Origin of the sequence: Hymenobacter monticola, from assembly GCF_022811645.1 — a bacterium.
Classification (GTDB): Bacteria; Bacteroidota; Bacteroidia; order Cytophagales; family Hymenobacteraceae; genus Hymenobacter; species Hymenobacter monticola.
Genome location: NZ_CP094534.1, coordinates 2769037 through 2792952 on the forward strand (window position 1 = coordinate 2769037; position 23916 = coordinate 2792952).

Annotated in this window: 18 protein-coding genes; 6 read left to right on the forward strand and 12 right to left on the reverse strand. The window is 62.0% G+C overall.

The features are described 5' to 3' along the window. Positions 1–26 precede the first annotated feature (26 nt). From MTP16_RS11585 to MTP16_RS25895, 4 genes are all read right to left on the reverse strand, one after another. Positions 27–2078, reverse strand: coding sequence for a DUF3857 domain-containing protein (locus MTP16_RS11585; RefSeq protein WP_243519892.1), 2052 nt, complete (start codon positions 2076–2078; stop codon positions 27–29). A gap of 98 nt (positions 2079–2176) precedes the next feature. Next, on the reverse strand, positions 2177–4246 hold the full coding sequence (locus MTP16_RS11590) for a DUF3857 domain-containing protein (protein WP_243519894.1): 2070 nt from the start codon (positions 4244–4246) through the stop codon (positions 2177–2179). A 107-nt stretch (positions 4247–4353) separates the two neighbouring features. Further along, entirely contained in the window at positions 4354–5583 is a 1230-nt protein-coding gene (locus MTP16_RS11595) for an MFS transporter (protein ID WP_243519895.1), read from the reverse strand. A 130-nt stretch (positions 5584–5713) separates the two neighbouring features. Beyond that, positions 5714–5842: a hypothetical protein gene (locus MTP16_RS25895; protein ID WP_262922673.1), complete on the reverse strand. Its 129-nt coding sequence runs from the start codon at positions 5840–5842 to the stop codon at positions 5714–5716. Positions 5843–5958: 116 nt separating this feature from the next. Here MTP16_RS25895 and MTP16_RS11600 point away from each other — a divergent pair, with 116 nt between their 5' ends. From MTP16_RS11600 to MTP16_RS11610, 3 genes are read left to right on the forward strand one after another with little or no spacing between them, the layout of a single operon-like run. After that, on the forward strand, positions 5959–7173 hold the full coding sequence (locus MTP16_RS11600; RefSeq protein ID WP_243519897.1) for an ABC-three component system protein: 1215 nt from the start codon (positions 5959–5961) through the stop codon (positions 7171–7173). A gap of 38 nt (positions 7174–7211) precedes the next feature. Then, positions 7212–7703, forward strand: coding sequence for a three component ABC system middle component (locus tag MTP16_RS11605; RefSeq protein ID WP_243519899.1), 492 nt, complete (start codon positions 7212–7214; stop codon positions 7701–7703). Continuing rightward, positions 7703–9727, forward strand: coding sequence for a DUF3732 domain-containing protein (locus tag MTP16_RS11610; protein WP_243519901.1), 2025 nt, complete (start codon positions 7703–7705; stop codon positions 9725–9727). Before MTP16_RS11605 ends, MTP16_RS11610 begins: the two co-directional genes overlap by 1 nt. 60 nt (positions 9728–9787) lie before the next feature. Here the strand turns inward: MTP16_RS11610 and MTP16_RS11615 are convergent, their stop codons facing one another. The 4 genes from MTP16_RS11615 to MTP16_RS11630 all read right to left on the reverse strand — a co-directional run bounded on the left by MTP16_RS11615 (position 9788) and on the right by MTP16_RS11630 (position 13413). Further along, positions 9788–10246, reverse strand: a complete 459-nt coding sequence (locus MTP16_RS11615) for a hypothetical protein (RefSeq protein ID WP_243519903.1) — start codon at positions 10244–10246, stop codon at positions 9788–9790. A 371-nt stretch (positions 10247–10617) separates the two neighbouring features. Next, positions 10618–11421, reverse strand: coding sequence for a potassium channel family protein (locus MTP16_RS11620; protein WP_243519906.1), 804 nt, complete (start codon positions 11419–11421; stop codon positions 10618–10620). A 107-nt stretch (positions 11422–11528) separates the two neighbouring features. After that, positions 11529–12593 carry a hypothetical protein gene (locus MTP16_RS11625; protein WP_243519907.1) on the reverse strand — a complete coding sequence of 355 codons (1065 nt, stop codon included), beginning with the start codon at positions 12591–12593 and terminating at the stop codon, positions 11529–11531. A gap of 499 nt (positions 12594–13092) precedes the next feature. Then, complete coding sequence (locus MTP16_RS11630) at positions 13093–13413, reverse strand: hypothetical protein (protein ID WP_243519909.1); 321 nt, start codon at positions 13411–13413, stop codon at positions 13093–13095. A gap of 498 nt (positions 13414–13911) precedes the next feature. On the opposite strand from MTP16_RS11630, the gene MTP16_RS11635 reads away from it, so the two are divergent. Then, a complete protein-coding gene (locus MTP16_RS11635; protein ID WP_243519911.1) occupies positions 13912–18336 on the forward strand; it encodes a DUF7619 domain-containing protein in 4425 nt (1474 codons plus the stop codon). A gap of 406 nt (positions 18337–18742) precedes the next feature. On the opposite strand, the gene MTP16_RS11640 is transcribed toward MTP16_RS11635, so the two are convergent. After that, positions 18743–19735, reverse strand: coding sequence for a hypothetical protein (locus MTP16_RS11640; RefSeq protein WP_243519913.1), 993 nt, complete (start codon positions 19733–19735; stop codon positions 18743–18745). Positions 19736–20101: 366 nt separating this feature from the next. Between MTP16_RS11640 and MTP16_RS11645 the strand changes: the two genes are divergently transcribed. Further along, positions 20102–20380 carry a DUF1294 domain-containing protein gene (locus tag MTP16_RS11645; RefSeq protein WP_243519915.1) on the forward strand — a complete coding sequence of 93 codons (279 nt, stop codon included), beginning with the start codon at positions 20102–20104 and terminating at the stop codon, positions 20378–20380. Positions 20381–20508: 128 nt separating this feature from the next. Continuing rightward, positions 20509–21267: a DUF72 domain-containing protein gene (locus MTP16_RS11650; RefSeq protein WP_243519917.1), complete on the forward strand. Its 759-nt coding sequence runs from the start codon at positions 20509–20511 to the stop codon at positions 21265–21267. 114 nt (positions 21268–21381) lie between these two features. Here the strand turns inward: MTP16_RS11650 and MTP16_RS11655 are convergent, their stop codons facing one another. From MTP16_RS11655 to MTP16_RS11665, 3 genes are all read right to left on the reverse strand, one after another. Continuing rightward, positions 21382–21984 (reverse strand): Uma2 family endonuclease, encoded by a 603-nt coding sequence (locus MTP16_RS11655; RefSeq protein WP_243519919.1) that lies wholly within the window; start codon positions 21982–21984, stop codon positions 21382–21384. Between the two features lie 242 nt (positions 21985–22226). Beyond that, complete coding sequence (locus MTP16_RS11660) at positions 22227–22757, reverse strand: hypothetical protein (protein ID WP_243519920.1); 531 nt, start codon at positions 22755–22757, stop codon at positions 22227–22229. A gap of 267 nt (positions 22758–23024) precedes the next feature. Further along, a complete protein-coding gene (locus tag MTP16_RS11665; protein ID WP_243519922.1) occupies positions 23025–23744 on the reverse strand; it encodes a hypothetical protein in 720 nt (239 codons plus the stop codon). Positions 23745–23916: the final 172 nt, after the last annotated feature.

Here is a 23916-nt window from a genome sequence, read left to right on the forward strand (position 1 = left end):
CCTTGCTTTTTCTTTCTGTTAAAAAACTACGCCTTCTTCTTAATAACCAGTTTCTCGCCCTGCTTTTCCAGCATGAGGCGGTAGAATTCGCGGAGGTTGCCGTATTCGGCGGCGGCGTAGGCGGGCTTGCGCAGGTTGAGGCGGCTGGTGAGCTGCACCACGCCCGGGCTCGGGGAGGCCACGCTGTAGAGGAAGCGGCCGCCGCCGTCGGGCAGGTCCATCACGGTGGGCTTGGGCAGCTCGGCCAACTCGTAGCCGGCGGGCAAAGTCAGGGTTATCATGCGGGTTTCGTCCTTAGGCGCCCCAAAATCGACCGGAAACAGGCGGTCGTCGTGCCGGAAGGGGTTCTGCTCGCCCACAAATTCGCGCAGCGGGCTCAGGTAAAACGTGCCAACAGAGGCGTCGGCGTCAGACGCCTGGGTAAACTCATAGTCCAGGGCCAGGGGCTTGTCCACGGCGTCGCGCTGGGCCACGGCAAACTTGGGCACGGTCCAGCCGCTGTGGGGGCGGGCCAGCTCGCTGGCGTATTTCTTCTCGCCCAGGCTGGCCAGCTCGCGGCGCACGTCGGCGCCGGCGTAGCCGCCGTGCTCCTCGTGCACCTTGCCGCTGAGGCCGCCCTGGGCGTCGAGGGTCAGGGCCACTTGCTGGTAATACACGTAGCGCTGGCTGGGGGCCAGGTCAATCCAGCGGCCGTCGTTCGAATTCTTCATGATGAGGCGGCCGGCGCCGTTGAGGCAGCGCGCGGGCAGCACGCCGCAGGGCAGCAGCGGCTCGGTTGCGTCGAGCAGCAGGTCTTTGCCGTCGGGCAGGGCCACATGGCCGGCCACGTAGTTGAAGCGCTCCAGCAGGGGCTGCGTCTGGTTCACGCGGCCGTGGCTGCGGGTGCTCAGCAGCAGCGGGTTGGCCGGAATCTCGGCCTCGCGCAGGGCGGCAATGAGCAGCAGGTTCACGTCGGCCACGTTGCCGTGGTGGGCGTCGTAGGCCTTGCGCAATGGGCCGTTGCTGTAGAGGCTGTTGGCGCCGTCGTAGCGCACAGCACTCATCACCAGCTGGCGCACGGCGGCGGCGCGGGCGGTCTGGTCGGGGTGTTGGGCCACCAGGGCTTTCAGTTGGTCTTTCAGGAAACCGGTGCGGCCGAGCTGCCCGCCGAAGTTGTCGCTGGTCAGCAGCTCCATGTCGATTTTGGCCCAGGTGCCGGCCACGTTCTGGTAGCCCTGCCCCGGGAACTGCATGCCCGCCAGCTGAAAACTGATGCGGTCCAGGTAGTCGTTGGCGGTGGTCATGTAGGGCTCGTCGCGGAAGGCGGGCACGTCCTTCATCGCCCAGCGGTAGTTGGTCATGCGGCTGGTCGCCATATCGGTGCTGGGGCCTTCGCGGTTGGTGCCCATGCCCCCGCCCGTGTTTCGGCCCGCTGTGTAAATGGTGTACTGAGCGGTGCCCTCGGTCTGGGCTTGCTCGGCCAGGGCGTGGTAGCCCTGCATCAGCATCTGGTATTTGAAGTACTCGGGGATGCTGGCCCGGAACTCGCTCCAGCGCACCGGGATGTCGCGCTGAAACGTCCAGTCCTGAAAATTGAAGAAGAAATCCGACGTGACGGCGTAGGTGAACTCAATGACGGAACCCTCGCGCACGTCGGGCAGCGTGAACTTGCGCACCCGCACGTTGGGCGTCAGCTCTTCCACAAACATGTTGGCGCCGTCGAGCTTGGTGGCCACCACCTTGCCGCCCACCAGGTTGTAGGTGGTGCCGCGCAGGCCGGTAATCTTCTCCGTGCGCGTGTCGTGGTGGTAGAGCGGCACTTCCACCGTGGCGTGCTCAAAACCGGCTTTTTTCAGGATTTTGATGCGCGTCACGCGTTCCGACGTCAGCTGGAAGTCGTTGTTGACGTAATTAAAGCCGGTGCGGCCGAAGTCGCAGAGCACCACGGCCGCGGCGGCGCTGTCGGCCACAAACGGCGCCGCCGTGAGGTCTTTGGGGTCAATCTTTCCGAATTTGATGGGCTCAGTCTGGGCGTGGGCCGCCGCGGCGCTGAGCAACACCGCAGCTACGGCCACCGGGAGGTGTAGAATTTGTTTCATTCGAAGCAGAAATAATTAATAATTAGAGTTTTAAGTTAAATGAATGCTTGGGCAAAAGCTTGCGTAAAATCCGCCTGCAGGCAAGGGCGGAGGCGAGCCTAGCCGCCGGCTTTTTTTTGAATGACCAGCTTTTCGGCCTGGTGCGCCATCAGCTGGGCGTAGAGCTCGCGCAGGCCAGCGTACTCGGCGGCGGTGTACACGGGCTTGCGCAGGTTGAGGCGGCTGGTGAGCTGCACCACGCCCGGACTCGGGGCGGCCACGCTGTAGAGGAAGCGGCCGCCGCCGCCGGGTAGGTCCACCACGGTGGGCTTGGGCAGGCTGGCCAGCTCGTAGCCGGCGGGCAAGGTCAGGGTCACCAGCACGGTTTCTTCCTGCTGCATGCCAAAATCCACGGCAAAGCTGCGGTCTTCGTGCCGAAACGGGTTCTGCCCGGGGCCAAACTCGCTCAGCGGGTTCAGGTAGAGCGTGCCGGCGGCGGCATTGTCGGCGGCCGGCTGCTGGAACTCGTAGTCCAGGGTCAGGGGCTTGTCCACGGCGTCGGCCTGGCCCACGGTCAGCTTAGGCACGGCCCAGCCCTCGTGGCGCTGCAGCAGCCCGGCCAGGTATTTTTTCTCGCCTAGGTTGGCCAGCTCGGCGCGGGCGTTGGCGCCGGCGTAGCCGCCGCGCTCGTCGTGCACCTTGCCGCTAAGCCCGCCTTGGGCGTCCAGCGTGAGGTTGATTTGCTGGAAGCGCACCTGCCGGTGGCTGGGCGTGAGGTCAACCCAGCGGCCGTTGGCGTCTTCTTTCGTCACCAGGCGGCCCACGCGGCTAAGGCAGCGGGTGGGCAGCACGCCGCAGGGCAGCAGCGGCTCGGTGGCGTCGAGCAGCAGGTCTTTGCCGTCGGCCAGGGGCACGGCGGCCACCACGTAGTTGAAGCGCTCCAGCAAGGGAAACTCCTGGCTCACGCGGCCGTGGTCGCGGGTGCTGAGAATGAGCGGGTGGGCCTCGATGCCGGCGTCGCGCAGGGCGGCAATGAGCAGCAGGTTCACGTCGGCTGCGCTGCCGCGGTGGGCGTCGTAGGCCTTGCGCAGGGGCTCCTGGGCAAAGCACCGGTCGCGGCCGTCGTAGCGCACGGCGGCCATCACCAGCCGGCGCACGGCGGCGGCGCGGTCGGTCACGGCGGGGTACTGGGTGGCAAGGGGCAGCACCTGGTCTTTGAGCGGGCCCGAGCGACTGAGCCGGCCGCCAAAGTCGTCGTCCTTGAGCAGACGGGCGTTGATTTTGTCCCAGGAGCCCGTCAGGTCGTGGTAGTCGGTTTCCGACCACTGCTCGGCCGTGAGCTCAAAATCAAGGCGGGCCACGTAGTCGCGGGCCGTGGTCATGTAGGGCTCTTCCCGCAAGGCGGGCACGTTTTTCAGCACCCACTGGTGCTCCTCGGTAGAGGCCGTGACGGTCATGGAGCCGGTGGACACGCCGGCCGTTACGCCGCCGCCCGTGGGTACTTTTTGGTCGAGCGTGTAGCTCGTCACGCCGGCCTTAAGCACATTTACGTCGAAGGGCCGGCTGCCCTGGTAAATTATCTTGTATTTGTAAAACTGCGGAATCACCACCCGGTACTCGCTCCAGCGCACCGGCACGTCGCGCTGAAACGTCCAGTCCTGGAAGTTGAACAGAAAGTCCGACCGCAGGGTGTAAGCGTATTCAATCACGGAGCCTTCGCGCACGTTGGGCAGTGTGAATCGCTGGATGTTCAGGGTCGGCGTCCGGTTTTCGAGGAAGGCACCGGCGGCTTCGAGCTTGGTTTTCTCCACCGTGCCGTTCACCAGGTTGTAGGTGAAGCCGCGCAGGTTCGACACTTTTTCCTGGTCGCCCTCGCGGCGGTAGAGCGGAATCTCGACGGTGGCGTTTTCGAAGCCCGCCTTCTTGAGAATCTTGATGCGCGTGACGCGCTCAAACACCACCTGCAGGCCGTCGCCTTTGCCTTCCATGCGCGAGCGGCCGAAGTCGCAGAGCACCACGGCCGCGGCGGCGCTGTCGCCCACAAACGGCGCCGCCGTGAGGTCGGCCTTGTCAATCTGCCCAAGCTTGACGGGTTCGGGCTGGGCCTGGGCCGTGATGGCTCCCAGCAAAGCAGCGAGCAGAAGGGGAAGCACCTGCCGCCCGCGGCGCAACAGTAAAGATGCTGGCATCAATAAAAAAGAATGGAGTAGACAGTCTTTGAAATCCTAAAAATAGAAGAATCTATTTGAACTTCACCAACTATTCACCTTTTCTTTTTCGCCGTTGCGTTTCGGTTTTATACCACCTCTTCGGCCATCGGCTCGGGCGCTGAGGGCGAGGGCGTTGCGGGTGCTACGGGCCCGGTGTCTTTAATGCTCAGCAAATAGCCGATGGCCGCCAGCACGCACAGCAGGCTGAGGCCGTGCACGTAGGGCAGGCGGCCGGGCTGGTTGGCGAATATCCAGCCGGCCAGCAGAGCGCCCAGGCCAATGCCGATTTCGAGGGCGATGTACATGGTGGCTACGCCGCGCCCGCGCCGCTCGGCCGGGCTCAGGTCGATGGTCCAGGCGTAGAGCGTGGGCGAGTTCAGGCCAGTGCCCAGCCCAAACACCACCGCCCCGGCCAGAAACACCGGCACCGACTGGCACCACACCAGCAGCGCCAGCCCCAGGGCCAGCATGCCCGCCGACCAGCGCAGCACCGGCACCCGCCCGTAGGTGTCCGACGACTTGCCCGCCACCAGCCGCACCACCAGCGAGGCCGCCGTGTAGCAGATGTAGAACAGGCCCTTGGTGGAGCCGGCCAGCCCCAGCAGCCGGCTTTGGTCGGGTATCACGGTGAGCACCGCGCCGTAGGGGAACAAGCACAGGGCCGTGACCAGCGAGGGCGCCCACACGCGCGGCTCAAACACCTCGTCCGATTTCAGCCGGAGCAGGCCCAGGCTGAAGCGCCGCCGCTGGGCCCGGGGCAGGGTTTCGGTGAGGGTGCCCTGCACCAGCACCGAGAGCAGCGCCGCCCCGCTGGAGCAGTAAAACATAGCGTTGAGCGAGAACGTCTCGGCCACCCACGAGCCAAAGGCCGGCCCGAAAGCCATGCCCAGCGCCCCGGTCACGCCCAGCAGGCCCATGGCCTCGCCGCGCCGTTCCACGGGCACAATGTCGGCCACGTAGGCGGCCGTGCCGGTGGGCTTGAAGCCGGTGCTGAACCCGTGCAGCAGCCGCAGCGTGAGAAACCCCGACACGGTGAGCGCCCAGGGGTAGAAAAACCCGCACACAAAGCACACCAGCGAGCCAAACACCATCACCGGGATGCGCCCTACGGTATCGGCCAGCTTGCCCGAAAACGGCCGCGAAATAGCAGCCGTGAGCGTAAACAGCGAAATAATAAAGCCCTTGTACTCGCCCCCGCCCAGCCGCGAGAGGTGCTCGGGCAGCTCGGGCAGCAGCAGGTTGAAGCTGGCAAAAAACAGAAAGGACGAGAGGCACATGAGCCAGAAGCCCATGCTGTAGGTTTTGGAAGCGGCCATAAGAAGCCGCAAAGGACGGGAGGAAGTGGGGGATGGGGCGGGATGCTTTAGTGGTAGTTGCCTCTAATGGTCGAGCATGGTGTCAACACAGTATGTTGCGGGATTGGCCAGTTGGTGTTTGGCGTCCCGGTCATTTAGGTCTGACCTTCTGGGCGCTGCGCAGGCGCTGGCCGGCCCAGCAGAAGGTGAGCTGGGTGAGGGTCAGGCCTTTTTTAGAGGCCCGCTCGGCGAGGAGCTGGCGGGTGACTTCCGTATGCAACAAAATAAAAGAGGAAGTATTGGAAGTATGTATTTACGATGAACACTCTATATTGCTAATTAATATGATTTGAACTATTCATTCTGCTACTGCTTAGAGCGTTTCTATCCGACCTGATGAAGCCAAAGAAGCCCAAAAAACCAGATTTTTCTGCCGGGCCCCAACTTTTGGGGTATCTATACCAAGCCCACTTTGCGCTGTACGTCCTGCTAAAGGAGACAGAAGAAGAAGCCGGTATTATCATAGAAGGGCTCGATGACATTGAATTAGGTATTGCAAAGCTTAAAGACCTCAAACAGCTTAAGCACCATATCAAAAAGAAGGCATCTCTTTCCAGTCTGAGCGTGGACTTATGGAAAACTATCCGGGTTTGGAGTGCTGGATTAAAAGCAAAGGAGTGGAAGCCTTTGGAGACAAAGCTGACACTTATCACTACTGCGACTGCACCTGATAACTCGATAGCTTTCTTCCTTCGAGATGATGCCAAGCGCGACCCGGATGCTGCGCTAAAAAAAATGTTGCAAATCTCGACAGGTACTTATAAAAGCACTCGCCTAAAGGATGAGTTTGATGCCTTCAATGCCCTTAGTAAAATTCAGCAGAAGCTCTTGGTCCAATCCATTGTCATTGCTGACGCATCGCCTAACATCATCAACATCGAGAAGCACATCGAGGATAGGCTAAAGTTTAGCGTCACAAAGGATAAGCTGCAGCCTTTTTGCAACAGTATTCTTGGCTGGTGGTATAAAAAAGTTGCACAACAGTTGCTAATTAAAGCTAATGAGCCGAGTAAAGCTCAGCCAATCAAGTGGATTGATTTGAGTAATATCATTGATGAGATGCGCCCTCAATTTCAGCGTGATAGTTTGCCGATAACATTCCCCAGGGCAGAGCCAGAAGAAGACTTTTACACAGACCAGGAAGGGCGAATGTTCGTGCGCCAGATACGGTGTTTGGATGTGGGGACAGACCAAATCCGGCTCTCCATCAAGAAGTATTATCGGGCAGTTAAGCAGCGGACCGAATGGGCCGGCGAGTTGCTGCTCTACAATGGAGAAATGGATGGTTACGACCAGCAGCTTCGGGAACGATGGTCAGAATATGTCATAAAACTCAAGCGAAAAGAGAAGTTCTTCGGCAAGCTTGACAAGGCTTCCGTGTGTGCTGAATTTGGGCGGCGCGTGTTGAATTGGGTGGAAGAAGTTAATATTCCCATCCGGAATTCGATGCCAGTGAATAGCGAATACGTGACCCACGGGAGTTACCACTTACTCGCTGATGCAGACAAGCCGACTGTGCATTGGCATCCTAATTTCCTAGACCAGTTGTAAGCTTGTTGCCACATTCTGACGCACAATTCTACTCATCCATGCTACCCTGGAGCGAACGCCCGATTGAGGCGAACCTATTTAATCCGGCCTTTTGCGCGCTCGTCTTGCGGCATGCCATCGACACTTACCAAAAGTCAACTTTGCGGGGAATGGACTACTCAATGGCTTTTGTTGTACTGCCAGCAGTGCTGCACAAGGCTACGCGGGAAATGATACCTGGCATTATTACCACGAAGCTGCACGTGTGGGCACAACGTCACCACGAGGTCCGGATTGGATTTGCGAACCGTATGCAGAACATGGTGCCCATCACAAAGGAGGCCGTGCTTTTTGGCGTGCAACATGGAGCCCTCCGATTCAACGAAGATGGCGCGTTGGTACTGGGCCAAGGGCGTTTGAATGAGTACGACATCGAGCCAGACTCAGAGGCTGCTTTCTGCCTGAAGAAGGCAACGTTTGTCGGCCGTTGGTTCGCCGATGCCGGCACTACGGCCACATTGCTAGCCGCTTGGGGCGTTAAAATCAACTAATGTACTACTACTATATGCGACCGAAAACCATGCAGGTACATTCGATTGTCCTGTATAATCATGCTGGCGAAACCCGCATCTTGCCTTTCAAGTTGGGGCAGGTTAACATCATCACCGGAGAGTCGGAGACCGGTAAATCGTCTATTATTAACATTCTGGATTACTGCACAGGGCGCTCTAAGTTCACGATGTTCGAGGCCGAGGGTGTGAACATCGGAGTAGTGGCGTGGTACGCCGTGATTCTGCAGATGGGCGATACCCAGGTGTTCATTGCAAAGCCACCACCCCGGGGCAATATGGACTCTCAGCGGCAGGCACACTTCGAGAAAGGCACAGTTATCACGTTGCCTACCATTGAGCAATTGAAGCTGACGACGAATGATGAAGCCATTGATGCAGAATTGTCGAATTTGTTGGGTATTGCGCCGAATAAAGCGCTGAGCCCGAGCGGTAAGGGGCAAGATCCTGCCCAGGCTTCTATGCAGCACACCAAGTTCTTTCTGTTTCAGAATCAGAACTTGGTCTCAAATCTGGAGCAGTTGTTCTGGCGGCAGAACGATGGCGCTGTTAGCCGGCACATTCGGGATGCGCTGTTCTTTTTTCTCGGAGCGGACCAGGACGAGCGGTGGGCCAAGGAGAAGACGATTGAGCACTACAAGAAGGGACTGCTCAAGCTGGAAAACCGCAATCGAATATTGGAGCTGCGACAAAGCGGACAAAACCAGGGAATGCGCACGTTGCTGTTACAAGCGCAGCAAGCCGGGCTGGTAGCCGGGGAGGTGCCCGATGAGCAACTGCTCTCGACCCTAAGAGGCCTGCTGGCGTGGCAGCCAGTGGCCGGTGAGGGCAATAGTGTAGCGTTGAACAATAGCCCACTGGAGCAAATACGGTTGCAGGCCCAAAACTTAAACCGAGACTTTCGGGACAAGCTCCGCGAAATAGAGGAAGCCGAAGAATACCGTCGCCAAGCAGAAGGCTTCTCCTCAGCAGTAGGACAACACGTCGACCGGCTTCAGGCAGTGCACGTCTTCGACCAAGAAGCAGCGCACGCAGAGCAGTGCCCGCTATGCGATTCCCGGCTGGAAACGCCAACCCCTTCCGTGGCTGCCCTAACCACTTCACTCACCCGCATGCAGGCCAACATGACGGGGGTGCAGCGCGAACGGCCGCAGTTGGAGCAGTACATAACCCAATTGCGCAATCAACTGGAGGATATCCGGGAGGCCCGGCGCACGAGCGAAGACCAACTGAGCTTGTTGCGGCGGGAGCAGGCAGATGGGGCGCGGCTGCACGACCTAGAACTGCGGGCTGCCCGCGCCGTGGGCCGGATTGAAGCCTACTTGGACAGCCTGGAACTGGTTGATGACAACTCGGAACTGAAGCAGCGGATTGAAAAAGGCCGTAAGCTCATAGAGGACTTGGAAGCGGACCTCGGGACGGAAGATGTAATCGATGTTGTGGAATCGAGCCTCAGCATCATTACCGGCTACATGAGTGCGTGGGCCGATGACCTAAAAATGCGCTACGCTGGCTTGCCCCACCGGCTCGACTATCGCCGTCTGACGGTGGTGGCCTCGCAAGGCCGGGGCATTGCCATGGATAAGATGGGGGGCGGGTCAAATGCTTTGGGTTGCCACTTGCTCAGTCTGGTGGCGCTGCACCGCTTCTTTATCAAGTATAACCGACCCGTGCCGGGACTGATTGTGTTTGACCAGCCCTCGCAGGTTTACTTTCCGTCAGAAGACTCTTACAAGGCCTATCGGACCGGGCTGGACGGTACCATTAAGGACGTGCGGACGGCTGGCGGCGACGAGGCCGCTGTGCAGCGGCTGTTTGCTTACCTCTTTCTTCGCGTGCGGGAACTGTCCCCCAATTTGCAAATCATCGTGACGGAGCACGCGAACCTGAACACGCCCGAGTACCAACAGGCACTGGTAGAAGAGCCCTGGGTGGGAGGGAGAGGATTGATTCCGGCTGAATGGCTGAATGCTTGGCGTCAGAAAGCAGCCGAGGAAGCGGAGTGAAATAAAAAGGTCCCTACTGACACCAGTAGGGACCTTCTTAATAGCAGAAAGACCACTCGACTAAGCAAATTCTAGTTCATCCTCAAACGATTTTCGGAAATAGGTGAAATCGTGGTGCGACGGAACGATGTCGTAATCGGGCAAGTCCAGGTACTTGGCGTAGAGCTGGTAGCGTTGGTCCACGGAGTGGTCCTGCTTGATATGATGCGTAACAATGGCAGGCTCTACCTCGTCAAAAAACTTGCGCTTGACGGCAAAAATGATTTTCCAAAGTTCGATTTTTGCGGCTTTAGGGTAGTCCGCAAAGATGCAAGCAACACTTTCCCCACGCTTATAAAGCGTGAATTCACTTTCGTAAATCAGTTGCCCGTCATAATTCTGGCTAGCTACCCGGTACGTCTGAATGAGCACCCCCCAATCGGGGTGTAGGTGGCTTATGTCGTATTCTAATTCACCGCCAGCCTCGGTCCAGTCACAATATTGAATACGGGACTGTTCTAATGTTACCTGATGGGGCATTGGTGATTGGTTCTCTTCCGGGCTGCGGAAGCGACTCGCTCAGCTGTGCTCATACCGGTTACTTTTTCGGCCAGTTCATAGCGCCAGGCGATGCTAGCTGCTGCTGCCTGACGCCGGGCTTCGCGCAGCTCAGCGGAGTGCTCGTAATGGGTGTTAAGGTGCTGAGACATGGCTGTGAGGCGTTATATGTTGCTTAAAGGAGAGTTTCCTTAAGCTGGATAGGTATTCGTACGAACTAAAGTACGATGTTGTTGGCAGTTAACCAAAAGCAGGAGAGGGAGGTTCAGAGGCCAATGGTTTGGTGTCAAACGAATGCTTCATCGGTTCAATTAATTACACCTCTACCCCGGAGGCCGAAGTTTCTCAAGTCGCTACAGCTTGTGCCCGCAGTGGGGGCAGAACGTGAACTTGGCCTCCGCCGCGTGCTGCTCCTGCAGCTGCTCGCTGAAGCCCGACGCTAAGATACCCGTGGGGATGGCGAAAAGCCCCAGGCCCAGCACGGCAATCAGGCTGCTGAGCAGCTTGCCGGCCGGCGTGATGGGAAACACGTCGCCGTAGCCCACGGTGGTGAGCGTGGCCACGCCCCACCACATGGTATCGGGGATGCTGCCGAACTTGTCGGGCTGGGCCTCGCTCTCGATGATGTACATCAGGCTCGACACCAACAGCAGCATCAAACCCAGCACGCCCAACGTGACGAGCAGTTCGGCCCGCTTGCGCCGGATAACGTGCCCGATGACGTGCAGCGCTCGCACGTAGCGCGCCACCTTGAGCACCCGCAGCAGCCGCACCACCCGCAGGATGCGCAAATCGACCAGCCCCACGCTGAGGAAGAACGGCAGAATGGCCAGCAGGTCAATCAGGGCCAGGGGGCTGAGCACGAACGCCAGGCGCCCGCGCCACGGCCGCTGGTAGCGCCGGTCTTCCACGCACGACCACACCCGCAGCGCGTACTCCAGCGTGAACACGTACATCGACACCAGCTCGAAGCCGACGAAAAAGGGGTGGTAGCGGGCATCCACGCTCTTCACCGACTGCATAACCACCGTGGCGGCGTTGAGCAGCACCAGCAGAATCAGAAACCAGTCGGTGACGCGCTCGATGGTGGTTTGGCCCCCGTCGTCGGCGTTGAGGATGTGGTAGACGCGGGTGCGGAACGGGTAAAGCAAGCTCATGCGGCGCAGCATTAGGGGGCGGTTACATTCCTCGCACAGCCGGCCCGCGGAGGCCGGGGCGCATCAGGGAGCACCCCGGCCTCCGCGGGCCGGCCGATGCAGCTGTTTTAGGCTTTCCCGTTCTTCGCCAGGTAGCCGGAAGTCGCTTTCAGCATGGACTTTTGCAGGTCGTAGAGCTTGCGCGAAGAACCCATTTCCGCGTAGTAGCGCTGTAGCTCCTGGTTCACTTTACGCAGGCCGGCTTTCACTTCGTCGCGCCGCTTTCTGGCGTCGGACTGGGCCTCTGCGCTAGGGGTAGCAGCCAGCTGGTTGAACGCGAGGACGGCTTTGGCCAGCTGGACGCCGGCGGCAATTTTCTCGGCCTGCGCCGTTTCGCGGATGAGCTGGGTAGCCGCCGCCTGGTCGAAGCTGGGCTTGGCCAGCAGGTCGTCGATGGTATTGGCCGAGGGCGGGGCCGGCGCGGGGGGCGTGGCCAGGTCGAAGCCCAGCAGGTCGGCGGTGAGCGAGGTCAGGGTTTTGCCGTAGTCGGCCACTTGCTGGTTGAGCTGGGCGGGCTCCTGCTTTTTCCACCACCCGTTGCGCGACAGGTTTTTGTTGATGGCTTGCAGGTCCTGCTGGCCTTTGGCCGACAGGCCGCGGGCCTGCAGCGCCTTGCCCACCTGCCACGGCAGAAACACCTCGCGGTAGTTTTTTACCGCCAGAGCGTTGAGCTTCTGGGCGTCGGCCTGCTGCTGGACGGTGGCTTGCTGGGCATCGGCGGTGGGGTGTTCCTGGCGCTGGCGCTGCTGCTCGGCGGCCAGCTGCGCCAGCTGGTCGTTGGCTTTCTGCTCGGCCTTGTCTTGCAGGGCCTGGGCTTCTTCCAGCTGCTGCGGGGTGGGCTGGGGGCGCAGAATGAGCTGCTGTTGCCGCGTCATGGCCATTTGCTGGCTGCGGAACAGCTGTTGCTGCTGCATCAGCTGCATTTGCTGGGCCTGCTGCAGCTGTTGGGTTCGCATCTGCTCCCGGTGCTGGTAGGCTTGCTGCTGCTGCACCTGCGACTGCTGGTGGGGCGTGGGCGTGAAGGTGCGGATGGGCGCGCTGTAGGTGGGGCGCGCCGTCGGGCTGTAGATGGGGCGGTACTGGGCAAAGGCCGACAGCGGAAGCAGCAGGAAGAGAGGTAGCGGTTTTTTCATCGGGAAGGGAAAAGTAGAAATGGAGAATGAGGGTTTGCGAGGTGGGTGTTTGAGCGAAGAATGAACGGCTAGCGGGCCGAATGGCGGCAGTAAAAAGCCATAGCCGCCCGTTCAATCCCGAAAGATAATGCCCCGGCGCCGTGCAGCCTTCGCCCCAAAGAAAAACCCCACAGTCAGGGCAGCTGCGGGGTTTTGTCTAATCAGCTAATCTGTCTCAAATACGGACCAGCCGGAAAGCGGCAGCGGGTTGGTAGTTTATCTGTGGTTAAGAAATTAGGGTTTTGCCATAAGTGCAGGGATGGGAAAAGTCGATGCGACGAATCTACACGCCGTTTTTCTCCATGTCCTCCTGCCTGTTCTGGCCTCACCAAAACAAAAGTATTTTTTATCACATAGACTGATTTTATAAGGAATTAAGCCCTGCTGTCGCGGGCGCAGGCTAGCCTGCTCTATGCTGCTCGCGTAACCCTTGCAATTCACCCGCTCTGCTGCAAACAACTCAGGTTAGCACCGGGCCCAGGGCCTCGTGCAAGGGCACGGCCCGGCGCAGCGAGCGGCGGCAGCAGTCTTCGCGCAGCAGGCAGGCCACCAGGCACTCGGTGAGCTCAATGGCGCGGGCCGCCGACACCCGGCAGCGGCATTGCACCGAGTGCTGCACCCGGTCCCAGAGCTGCTCCAGGCGCTGCTTCACCTGGGGGTGCTGGTCGGCCAGCAGCTCGTCGGTGTCGTCGTGGGTGAGCAGCAGGCGCACCAGGTAATAGAGTTGCGTGGGCAGCGGCTGGCTTAGCCGCTGGTGGCAGCACGAGAGGGGAGGGCACATGGCATAAAAGCTGGGAATGAAGCGTGAAATGAAGCGCCCTGCGTGGCAGGATGCCGGCCCCTCTCACATAATTATACCAAGCTGCCTGGCACGGCCGAGCTTATAAAAAAATATTTTTCGTTCCATCAGCCGGTGGTTTTTTTGGCCCCGACCGGCCGGCCCCCAAGCCGATTGCGCCGCTGGTTGCGCCGCTGCTGGCACCTGCTGGACCCTGGGCTCCAGGCGCTAGGTTACCGGAGCCGGGCCTGGCGGCTGCCCGCCGGGGCCCCCGCCGCTGGGGCCCCTTGACCCGTTGCACCGCGGCGAGTAGCTTTAGCTTTGTATGCGGCACGGCCGGGTTGCCGCCTCGCAGAAGCGGTGCTTACCGGCGGGGCAACGGCCACCGGCTTTCCGCTTCTGATGCCGCGACAAGATGCCTGTGAAACCCGGGTTTGCTCCGGTTCGGCGCCGGCAAACCAGCATTTTCCTACTGCCTAATCACCTTCCTCTACTGAGTCTATGAAAAAACACTTACTGCTGATTTTTTTATTGTGGGGCAGTGTGCTGGCCACGCGCGCCCAGGCCCCGCCGGTTTTCAACCTGGGCAAAGTCATTGGCACCCCGGTCGGCTTTCCCAACGATGTGGCCGTGGACCAGGCGGGGTTCATGTACCTGCTCGATGGGGCGGCCATCACGAAGCTGACGCCGGCCGGCGTGTACGTGAACCGGTTTGTGCTGACGAGCAATGTGGCCGGCTACTACGGGCTCGACGTGGATGGGGCGGGCAACCTGTACGTGTGCAACTACACGCTGAGCCGCATTGAGAAATACAGCCCCACGGGCACACTGCTGCTGCAGTTTGGGCTGCAGGGCACCGCGCCGGGCCAGTTCCAGAACCCCAACAGCCTGAAGGTGGACGCAGCCGGCAACATCTACGTGGTCGACACGGTGAACAACCGCCTGGAAAAGTTCGACACCAACGGCAACCTGCTCTACGTGTACACCGGCACGGCCCCCAATGCCCTGTTTCACCCAATGGACGTGACGCTGGACGCCAACGGCACGGTGTACGTCTTCAATGAAAACTTCTACGTCACGAAGCTGACCCCCTCCGGCACGCGGCTGCAAACCTTCCTGCTGCCGGCTTCGCAGGTGTCGTACGACGAAGCAACGTCCATTGCCGTCGACCCGGCGGGCAACATCTACGCCACCAGCTTCCGCGGCTATGCTATCCTGAAGTTTACGGCGGCCGGCACCTACGTCAGCACCATCGGCACCAATGATTTTGGGGGCACGCACACGCCCATTGCCATCGACGCGGCCGGCAACATTTTCGCCTCCAACCGCGACCACAGCGGCAACAGCAAGCTGTACAAGTACAACAACGCCGGCACGCGCCTGAACCGCTGGGGCAACCTGAGCACCTACAGCGGGCTCGTGCTCGATGCCGTGGGCAACTACTACTTTCACGACCCGCAGGCCGGCGCTATCAAGAAGTACAGCGCCTCCCACCAGCTGCTGACCACGTACGGCAGCTCGCTCATCAACGTGTACGCCATGGCCGTGGACGTGCTGGGCAATGTGTATGCGCTGCAGACCAGCCCCGCGGGAGCCGGCATCATGAAATTTGCGCCCGACGGCCGCCAGCTCAACACCTTCACCAATCTGGGGGGCAACATTAATTACAATTCGTCGGGCAACGGGCTGGCCGTGGACGCGGCCGGCAACATGTACGTGACCGACTACTACGCCGGCTGCGTGCGCAAAATCGGGCCGCAGGGCCAGCTGCTGCCGGCCATTGGCACCTCGGGCTACGGCCTGGGCCAGTTGCGCCTGCCGCAGGCCGTGGCCGTGGACGTCCGGGGCTACGTGTACGTGGCCGACAACGTGGGCCGGCGGGTGCAGCGCTTCACGCCCAACGGCCAGGTGGTGCGCGAGTATGGCGTGCGCGCCAGCCAGGGGGCCTCGGTGCCGCAATGCACCGTGAGCCTGGCCGTGGACGGCGCGGGCAATGCCTACGTGAGCACCAGCATCACGGCCGGCCTGCAGCGCTTCGACTCCCGCACGGGCAGCGTGACGGCCATGCCGAGCATCAACCGGGGCGAGGTGGCTGTGGACCGGCGGGCCAGCCGCCTGGTGACGATGGTTGGCGACCTGATTCGCTTCTACGAATCCGACACCGTGGAACCCGAAAACCTGATAACGGGCACCGTGTACGAAGACCTGAACGGCAACTGCGTGCGCGATGCCAACGAGCCGGCCCTGCCCAACATTGCGGTGGTGGCCGAGCCGGGCAGCTACTACGGCCTGAGCAACGCCAACGGCCAATACGCCATTGCCGTCGATACGGGCGCCTACACCGTGCACCAGGAACTGCCCACCCACGAAGTGGGGCGCACTATTGCGCAGGGCTGCGCGTCGCCCTACACGCTACGCTTTGTGGGCCACGGCAATAGCCTGAGCGGGCCCGATTTTGCCGACCAGGTGAGCACCGCGCCCTACCTGCGCGTGAGCGTGGGCTCGACGCGGCGGCGGCGCTGCTTCCGCAACACCACCACCGTGAGCTACGCCAACACGGGCTTCGCCCCGGCCCCCAACGCCGTGGTGACCGTGACCCTGCCACAGTACGTGGTGTTTATTTCAGCCAATGCGCCGCACACCCGCGATGCGCAGGGTAACTACCTTTTTCAGGTGGGCACGCTGGCGCCTCAAACGTCGGGCACCCTCGTCATTCAGGACTCGGTGGCCTGCGGCAACCCCGCCATTCGGGGCCTCACGGTGTGCACCCGGGCCAGCATCACGCCCCCGAACACCTACCCCGCGCCGCCCACCTGGAACCGCGCCTCCGTGACGGTGCAGGGCCGCGTGCAGCCCGGCAACCAGGTGCGGTTTGTGCTGCGCAACACGGCCACCACGGCCATGACCGACAGCCTGCCCTTCCGCCTCTACCAGAACACCGACCTGGCCCTGCTGCATCATTACCAGCTGGGGGCCGGCGACAGCCTGGTGCTGCGCGTGCCCGCCACCCGCCCCGTGGTGCGCCTCGAGGCCGACCAGCCCACCGGCCACCCCACCCAGCGCGTGGCCAGCAGCACCGTGGAAGTGGCTGCCCTGGGCAGCGCCGGCCAGCCAAACCCCGCCATGACGGCCTCGCCCCCCAACCAGCCCGGCCCGGAAACCGCCGAGGACTGCCTGCCCATCATCGACTCCTTCGACCCCAACGACAAGCAGGTGACGCCCACCGGCACCACCGCCCAGCACTACACGCCCACCGGCGTGCCGCTGAGCTACCAGATTCGCTTCCAGAACACGGGCACCGACGACGCCTACCGCGTGGAAGTGACCGATACGCTGGCCGCCGACCTCGACCTGCGCACCCTGCGCGTGGGCGCCGCCTCGCACCCCTACCGGCTGGCCGTGGCCGGTCACGGCCGCCCCGTGCTCACCTTCACCTTCGACAACATCAACCTGCCGCCCAGCACCCGCGACGCGGCCGGCAGCAACGGCTTCGTGCAGTTCAGCATTCAGCCCAAAGCCGGCCTGCCCGCCCGCGCGCTGGTGCAGAACAACGCCGACATCTTCTTCGACTACAACCCGCCCATTCGCACTAACACCACCACCAACCGCATCTACGACGTGCCCGCCGTGGTAGAGCCCGCTGTGGCCCAGCCCTACGCCAATGTGCTGGCCTCGCCCGTGCTCACGCAGCTCAGCCCGGCGCAGGGGCGGGCGGGCACGCTCGTCACCCTGAGCGGGCAGCGCTTTGCCGCCACCGCCGCGGCCAATACCGTGCGCTTCAACGGCGTGGCCGCGCCGGTGCTGAGCGCCACGGCCACCACCCTCACCGTGCGGGTGCCGGCCGGGGCCAGCACCGGTCCGGTGCAGGTCGTCACGGGCGAGGGGGCCGGGCGTAGTGCCCAGGCGTTCACCGTGTACCAGGCGCCCACGCTGGCCCCGCTGGCGCCCGCCGAGGGCGTGCCCGGCGCCGTGGTAACCATCACGGGCACGGCGTTTTCAGCCGTGGCGGCGCAGGACACCGTGCGCTTCAACGGCCTGCTGGCCACGGTGCAGCAGGCCACGGCCACGACTTTGCGCGTGGTGGTGCCGATGAGCGCCACGACCGGTAAAATCCAGGTGAACACCCTGGGCGGACAGGTGCAGAGCACGCAGGACTTTGTGGTGTGGTACCCGCCCACGCTGCTCAGCTTCAGCCCCAGCCGGGGCAAGGCCGGCGACCTGGTGACCCTGACGGGCACCAACTTTGCGCCCGCCGCCCGCAACGCCGTGGCCTTTGGTGCGGGCGCGGGCGCGGTGGTGCAGGCCACCGGCAGCAGCCTGCAGGTGCGGGTGCCCGCCGATGCCCAATCGGGCCCGCTGCGGGTGGGCACGCCGGGCGGCTCGGCCGTGTCGGCCGCGGGCTTCACGTTCTTGCCGGCGCCGCACATCAGCACCTTCGCCCCGGCGCAGGCCAGCGTGGGCGACGTGGTGACGCTGACCGGCCTGAACTTCCTGGTGGACAACCAGCCCGACACCGTTTATTTCAACCAGACCAAAGCGGTGGTGCTGTCGGCCACGGCCACCTCGGCCACGGTGCGTGTGCCCAAAGGCGCTGCCTCGGGCCCGCTGACGATGGCCGGCGTGGGCGGCCGCCACGCCAGCAGCACGCCCTTCACCCTGCTCGACCTGAGCGCGGCCGAGGCCATCACCACCTACCCCAACCCCACGCGCGGCGCCGTCACCCTCGACTGGACGCGGGCCGACTTTGAGGTGGAGCAAGTGCGGGTGTACAACGCCGTGGGCAGCCTCGTGGCCAGCCAGGACCTGCGCCACGCGCCTTCGCCTACTCTCGTGCTGCCGTTTGCCCCCGGGCAAGCCGGCCTCTACCTGCTGGTGGTGCAAACCTCGCGCGGGGCGGTGCTGAAGCGCGTCACCGTCATCAACTAAGCCCAGCGACCCACCAGCAAGTCAAAGCCCCAGTGGGATGACACGCGTTTTGCGCATGTTGTCCTACTGGGGCTTTCTTGGGTAGTGCAGGCTGCTGCAGGGAGTGTAGTCAGGAGTGGGGCGATTTAGCTTTCGAAGCGCCCCGGCTTTCGGCTCGTAATAAAACCAGGTCCTGACAGGCAGAAGCCCCAGCTACTGGTGAGGCTGGGGCTTCTGGGTTGTGCTCCTCGGGGCACCTTGCACAGGAGCAGCTTGCAAAAGGCAGTGGGCCGAAGTGGCTGCCGGGGCACCCGCTTCAATTGGTGAGCGTCCTGGCCCACGGCATCGTCAATAGCCGCGGCGGTATCGACATCGGGGCCAGTGGCGCAGCAAGCATCCGCCTTCGCAAAGGCATTGCTTCGGTGGATTAGCTGGCGCGCTTCTTGGCGTTTTTGTCGGCTTTCGGCAGGAACGTAGACGCGCACTTTTCGATGCTGCCTTGCGCATAGCTGAGCGCCTGCGACCCGCCTATTGCCATCTCATAATAGTCCATGGCTTTGTTGAGGTCCTTGAGGCCGGATTTAACGGTGTTGCGCAGCTTCTGCGGGTTTTGCTGCATCTCGGGGCGGGCGGCGGCCTCGGCCACGTCGTGGTTGAAGTCGTTGAGGGCGCTGACCAGCTTCGTGCTGGCCCCCAGTTTCTCTACCCGGGCGGCGTCTTGCAGGAACTTCGTGGCCACCTGCGGGTCGAAGGTGCCCTTGGCGCGCATGGCATCCAGAGCGGCCGTCGAGGGCAGGCGCTCGGGTTTCGGGGCCGTGGCCGGGTCGAAGCCCAGCAGGGCGGTGGTGAGCGAGGTGAGCGTGGCGCGGTAGGCCGAGACCTTGGCCAGCAGCTGCGCGGGGTCCTGCTTGGCCCACCAGTCGTTGTCGGATAGCTCTTTATTGATGGTTGTCCAGTCCTGCATCCCCTTTCCCGGGAGCGAGCGGGCCTCCTCGGCCGCCATCACCTGGCCGGGCAGAAACACGTCCCGGTAGTTTTTGATGGACAGCTGGGCCAGGGCCTGCTCGTCGGCCTTCTTGCGGGCGGCCGTTTGGATGGCGTTGGGGGCCGGACGCGCCAACCGCAGGCTGTCCTGGCGACGGCCAAGGCGGGTAAGCTCGGCGGTGGCTTTCAGCTCGGCTTCCTGCTGCTTGGCCACGCGTTTCTCCCGTTGCTCCTGCCACTGCACCAGCTGCGCGCGCGAGGCCGAAGAGGAGTTCATGCGCGACATCGATTTCTCCATCACGTGGCGCTGGAAGTTGTTGGACATCTGGGCCTGCTGCCGCGCCATCTGGTAGTTGGCATTGCCGAAGCTGGAGCCATTCATTTGGGCCGCGGCCGACAGCGGCAGGGCCAGAAGTAGAAGTAGGGGTAATTTCATAAGTTGAAAAAAGGGTTGGGGTAGGAATTGATGGTGTTTTGTGAGGTGCTCACAGCAGGCAAGTTAAGCCACAACCAGCCAGTAGCCTAGCGGAGCGCGCCGACGGCTATCCGTTTTTAAAGCGGCTCCCCGGCGGGCCTTAACACAGTAGAGTCCCCGGCCACGGGTGGGGCCCGGGCTTCTGGAATACACTCCACCGTTCGCTTCGCCGCAGCGCCATAACTTGCGGCCCCGCTGGTGCGCTCTTCGCCACTCATGCCGCTGGCATCCTGACTTCCGCGCCTTTTGAACCCGGCCCGCCGGTTCAGACCCGCGCCACAATCATCCCAGCCGAAACCCCGAACGGCCATCAGTCAGGCCCGCCCCATGACCATCCTTCTGAGCTGCTTACTGTTTCTCAATCTCCTGTGCTTCCTGCTATTTGCCCTGGATAAGCGCAAAGCCCAACGGGGCCAGCGGCGCATTGCTGAAAAAACGCTGCACCTCGCCACGCTGCCGGGCGCGGCCCCCGGTGCGTGGGCCGCAATTTGGCTGCTGCATCACAAAAACCGCAAAGCCGCTTTCTGGAGCATTACCCTGGCGCTGACGCTGCTGCAAGGGGCGGTGCTCTATTTCGCGTGGCCCTATTTTCAGGCGTCGTTTTAAGCGGGCCAACCGGCGGCCGTGGCCGAGGTGGCAGGTGATACGTTGGGCCCCTGTGAAGGGGCGCCTGGGATAAAACGCCGAGGCCGCATGGCCCGTTATACCCCGAAACTCCCATCTAACTCTTTCCCATGCCGGCCCACCTTGGCACCCTGCGCACTGGCACCAGCGGCATCGTCGTGCCCGGCCCCAAGGCCACCTTCCCGGAGACCTACCAGGCCACGAGCCGCCTCACCTACTACGCCACCCTGTTTAACTCGGTGGAGATTAACAGCACCTTCTACCGCATCCCCCAGCCCAAAACGTTTGCCGCCTGGGCCGCGGAAACCGGCCCTGCGTTTGACTTTACCATCAAGCTGTGGCGCGATATCACGCACACCAAGGCGCTGGCCGAGGACCTCTCCGGCATTGCCCGCTTTCTGGATGCCGCCCGGGAGTTGGGCCCCAAAAAGGGCTGCCTGCTCATTCAATTCCCGCCCAGCAACACCATTCGCCAGCTAAAGGCCGTCAATGTCCTATTGGCTGCCCTTGCCGCGGCCGACCCCGCCCACGAGTGGCGCAAAGCGGTGGAGTTTCGCCACCCCAGCTGGTATGTCGATGATGCGTTGGAGATGCTGGACCACCACGGCGCCAGCCTCGTGCTGCACGACAAAGGCCCCGCCCGAAACGCCCAACTCAACGAAGGGGCCGACTTTGTGTATATGCGCTTCCACGGCCCCAAGGGAAACTACCGCGAGTCCTACGAGCGCGACTTTCTGCACGACCAGGCCGAGCAGATACACGACTACCTCCGGGAGGGGAAAGACGTGTATGCCTACTTCAACAACACCATGGGCGCCGCGTTTGAAAATGCCCAGGACCTGTACCGGCTGGTAGCGGAGCGGGCGTGAGCCGTACCACTCGTGGCACCGCCCGGCCGAGGTTTCCGCTGGGCGGTGCCACGAAGAAGCCCCAGCCGCTGGCGGGGCGGGGGCTTCTGTCGTTAATCCTGCGGGCCGAGCTTTCTACACCGCCGCGTCAAACACTTCGCTCCACTCCACGGCCAGCCCGGGCAGCACCGTGACGGGCATGGGGCCGGGCGCGGCGTACTCGCCGGCCACCTCGTAGCGGCCGTGCGCGTCCAGCACGTAGGCCAGTACCGTCTGCTCGCCGGGAAACACCACCCAGTATTCGCGCACCCCGTTTTCCTCGTAGAGGTCGAACTTCGTTTTGGTGTCGTGCTTGAGGTTGCCGGGCGACACGATTTCGATAATCCAGTCCGGGGCCCCCACGCAGCCGCGTTCGTCCAGCTTGGCGGGGTCGCACACTACTAGGATGTCGGGCTGCACCACGGTTTGCACCTGCGCATCGCCCGCGCCCACGTTGCGCGTGAGGCGCACATCGAACGGGGCGTGGTACATCTCGCACGGGCTGCGCCGCAAATGGCCTTCAATAACGTATTCCAAGCGCCGCGATAATTGCTGGTGTCGGCGGCTAGCCCCGGCCATTGGCCGCAGCACCTTGCCCTTTATCAGCTCCACAAACTCATCAAACCGCCACGTTAGGTAATCGGCGTAGGTGTACACGCCGTTTGGGTCGAGCTGCGAGAGGGAGGTGATAGGGGCCATGACACGGGGCAGTTGAAGGGGTTTGCGGGGCTCAAACAAAGATACAGCGGCTGACGAAGGTCGCCGGTAGTGTATTGATTCCCGCCAGCCGGCCCCGCCAGCAGCCCCAGCCGCTGGCGGGGCGGGGGCTGCTGGGGAAACGTTAGGGCGTAGCTGGGTTCCTTAGGCGCTGCCGGGGCTGGGGCGGCCGGTTGGGTGCCTATTGCCGAGGGATTAATGTTATACATTGGTCAAACCAACACCTACTTAATAACTCGTTTGTCTTGGATTAAGGAGGTTAAGAAAAATCGACCGGTTTGCGGGAACCTAATCTCGCAATAAATCCGGTCCTTTCGCTGCTTCAACCATCTTTTGGCCGTGGGATGTTCGAAGGGATAAGTGTCGATGACGATGGTGGCTGGCTGGTTTGGGAAGTACAAGAACTGATACTCGCCTTTGAGTGTGGCACCTTGAATTGGGCCATACCAGTCCTTGAAATAGAGCACGACCTGGGTCAGCGAATCCGTCAGCTTGGGAAAGCTTAGTTCATCGGCAGTGGGCCGAACTAAGAACGTGTCCTTCTCAGTCATCAACTCCATGTAAAACGGATTAGGCGTCTTGCGCGAGTCGATAGGCAGCGAATCGACCACCACGGTGATATTTGAGGTGCCTATTACCTGCATAGAGCTATAGTGTACGCCCTTGTGTTTGGTGTTGCAGGAAGTGCCCGTTCCTAGAAAAAGCAGTATGGCTGCACCTATAAAATGGGAAAAGCGAAGAGCGTTGCTAGGCATGAGTGTTTAGGAAAACGGTGATTCAAGCCGCTAGTTAGGGTTTAATTCCGAAGAGTTTCCTCACGCCCGCTCGTCAACCCGCCACCAAAACCAGAACCCAGAGCAGCACCAGTTACCCGCGCCCCAACGCCCCAAAACAGACCCAGACCTGGAACCCACGAAAAAGGCCCTCACCGCAAGGTGAGAGCCTTTTTCGTTATCGTGCAAAGTCAGCGCCTTGTAACTCGCCCCCGCACCGCCCCAGTGGCCCAGCCGCTCTAAGCGCCGTTATACCGCCCCGTCCAGTTTCGGCGGAGTTTTCGCGGAGGCTTTGCCAGCGCGTTTGGGCAGGCCCCGCCGCTTGTTGGCCTCCTTGAAGGCCACATAAAAGGCCGGCCACTGAAACGCCGGGTCCGTATCGGTGCGCTGGCCCTTGAGCAGCGTCTCCATCAGGCGCAGGGCGGCGCTGAGGCGGCGCAGCAGCTCCGGCAGCGCCAGCGTGGCCAGGCGCGGGGCGGCTTTGGCGTCGGTCTGGTCGTCGGCGGCGTCTTCGAACAGCTTGGCCGCGTCGGCCGGGGCCTGAATCACGGCATCGCTCAGGCGGTAGTCTTTGCGCACCTGGGCGGGCAGGGCCGCCACGGCCTTCACCAGGTCGCGCACGTGGTTCACGTCCTCGGTGGCCTCGCCGTAGCGCACGTCGGCGTAGGAGAGGGTGAAGGCCTGCTTCAACCCCAGCTGGTTGGTGGCCAGCGCATAGCCCACCGCCTTGGCCGAGAGCGTGGCCGTGGCCTGCGCCATTTTTTCGCGGGCGTCGTCCTTGTCGGTCGTTGCGGGCGTGGTGCGGGTGTCCTGGGTTTGCTGCTGGGCCTCGATGGCGGTCACCAGCTCGGCGCGGTCGGTGTTGGCGGCTTGCAGGGGCAGGAAGTCCGCCAGCTCTTTGGAATAATCGGCGGCGACCAGGCCCACGCGCTGGCCGCTGTCGAGGATGGAGGTGTCTTGGGCATCCATAAAAAGGGTAGTTGGGTTGGGAATGATGAGGCAGTAAGCTACCGATTCTCCCCCGTAGTAGGTAGGTATTCCCGACGTTACTCCCCTTGTCTTCCCCGCTATCCGCTCCTATTCGCCGTGGACGGGGTTTTAGCCGCCAAAAATTTGTTGGGGCCGGAGCCTGGCATGTAAG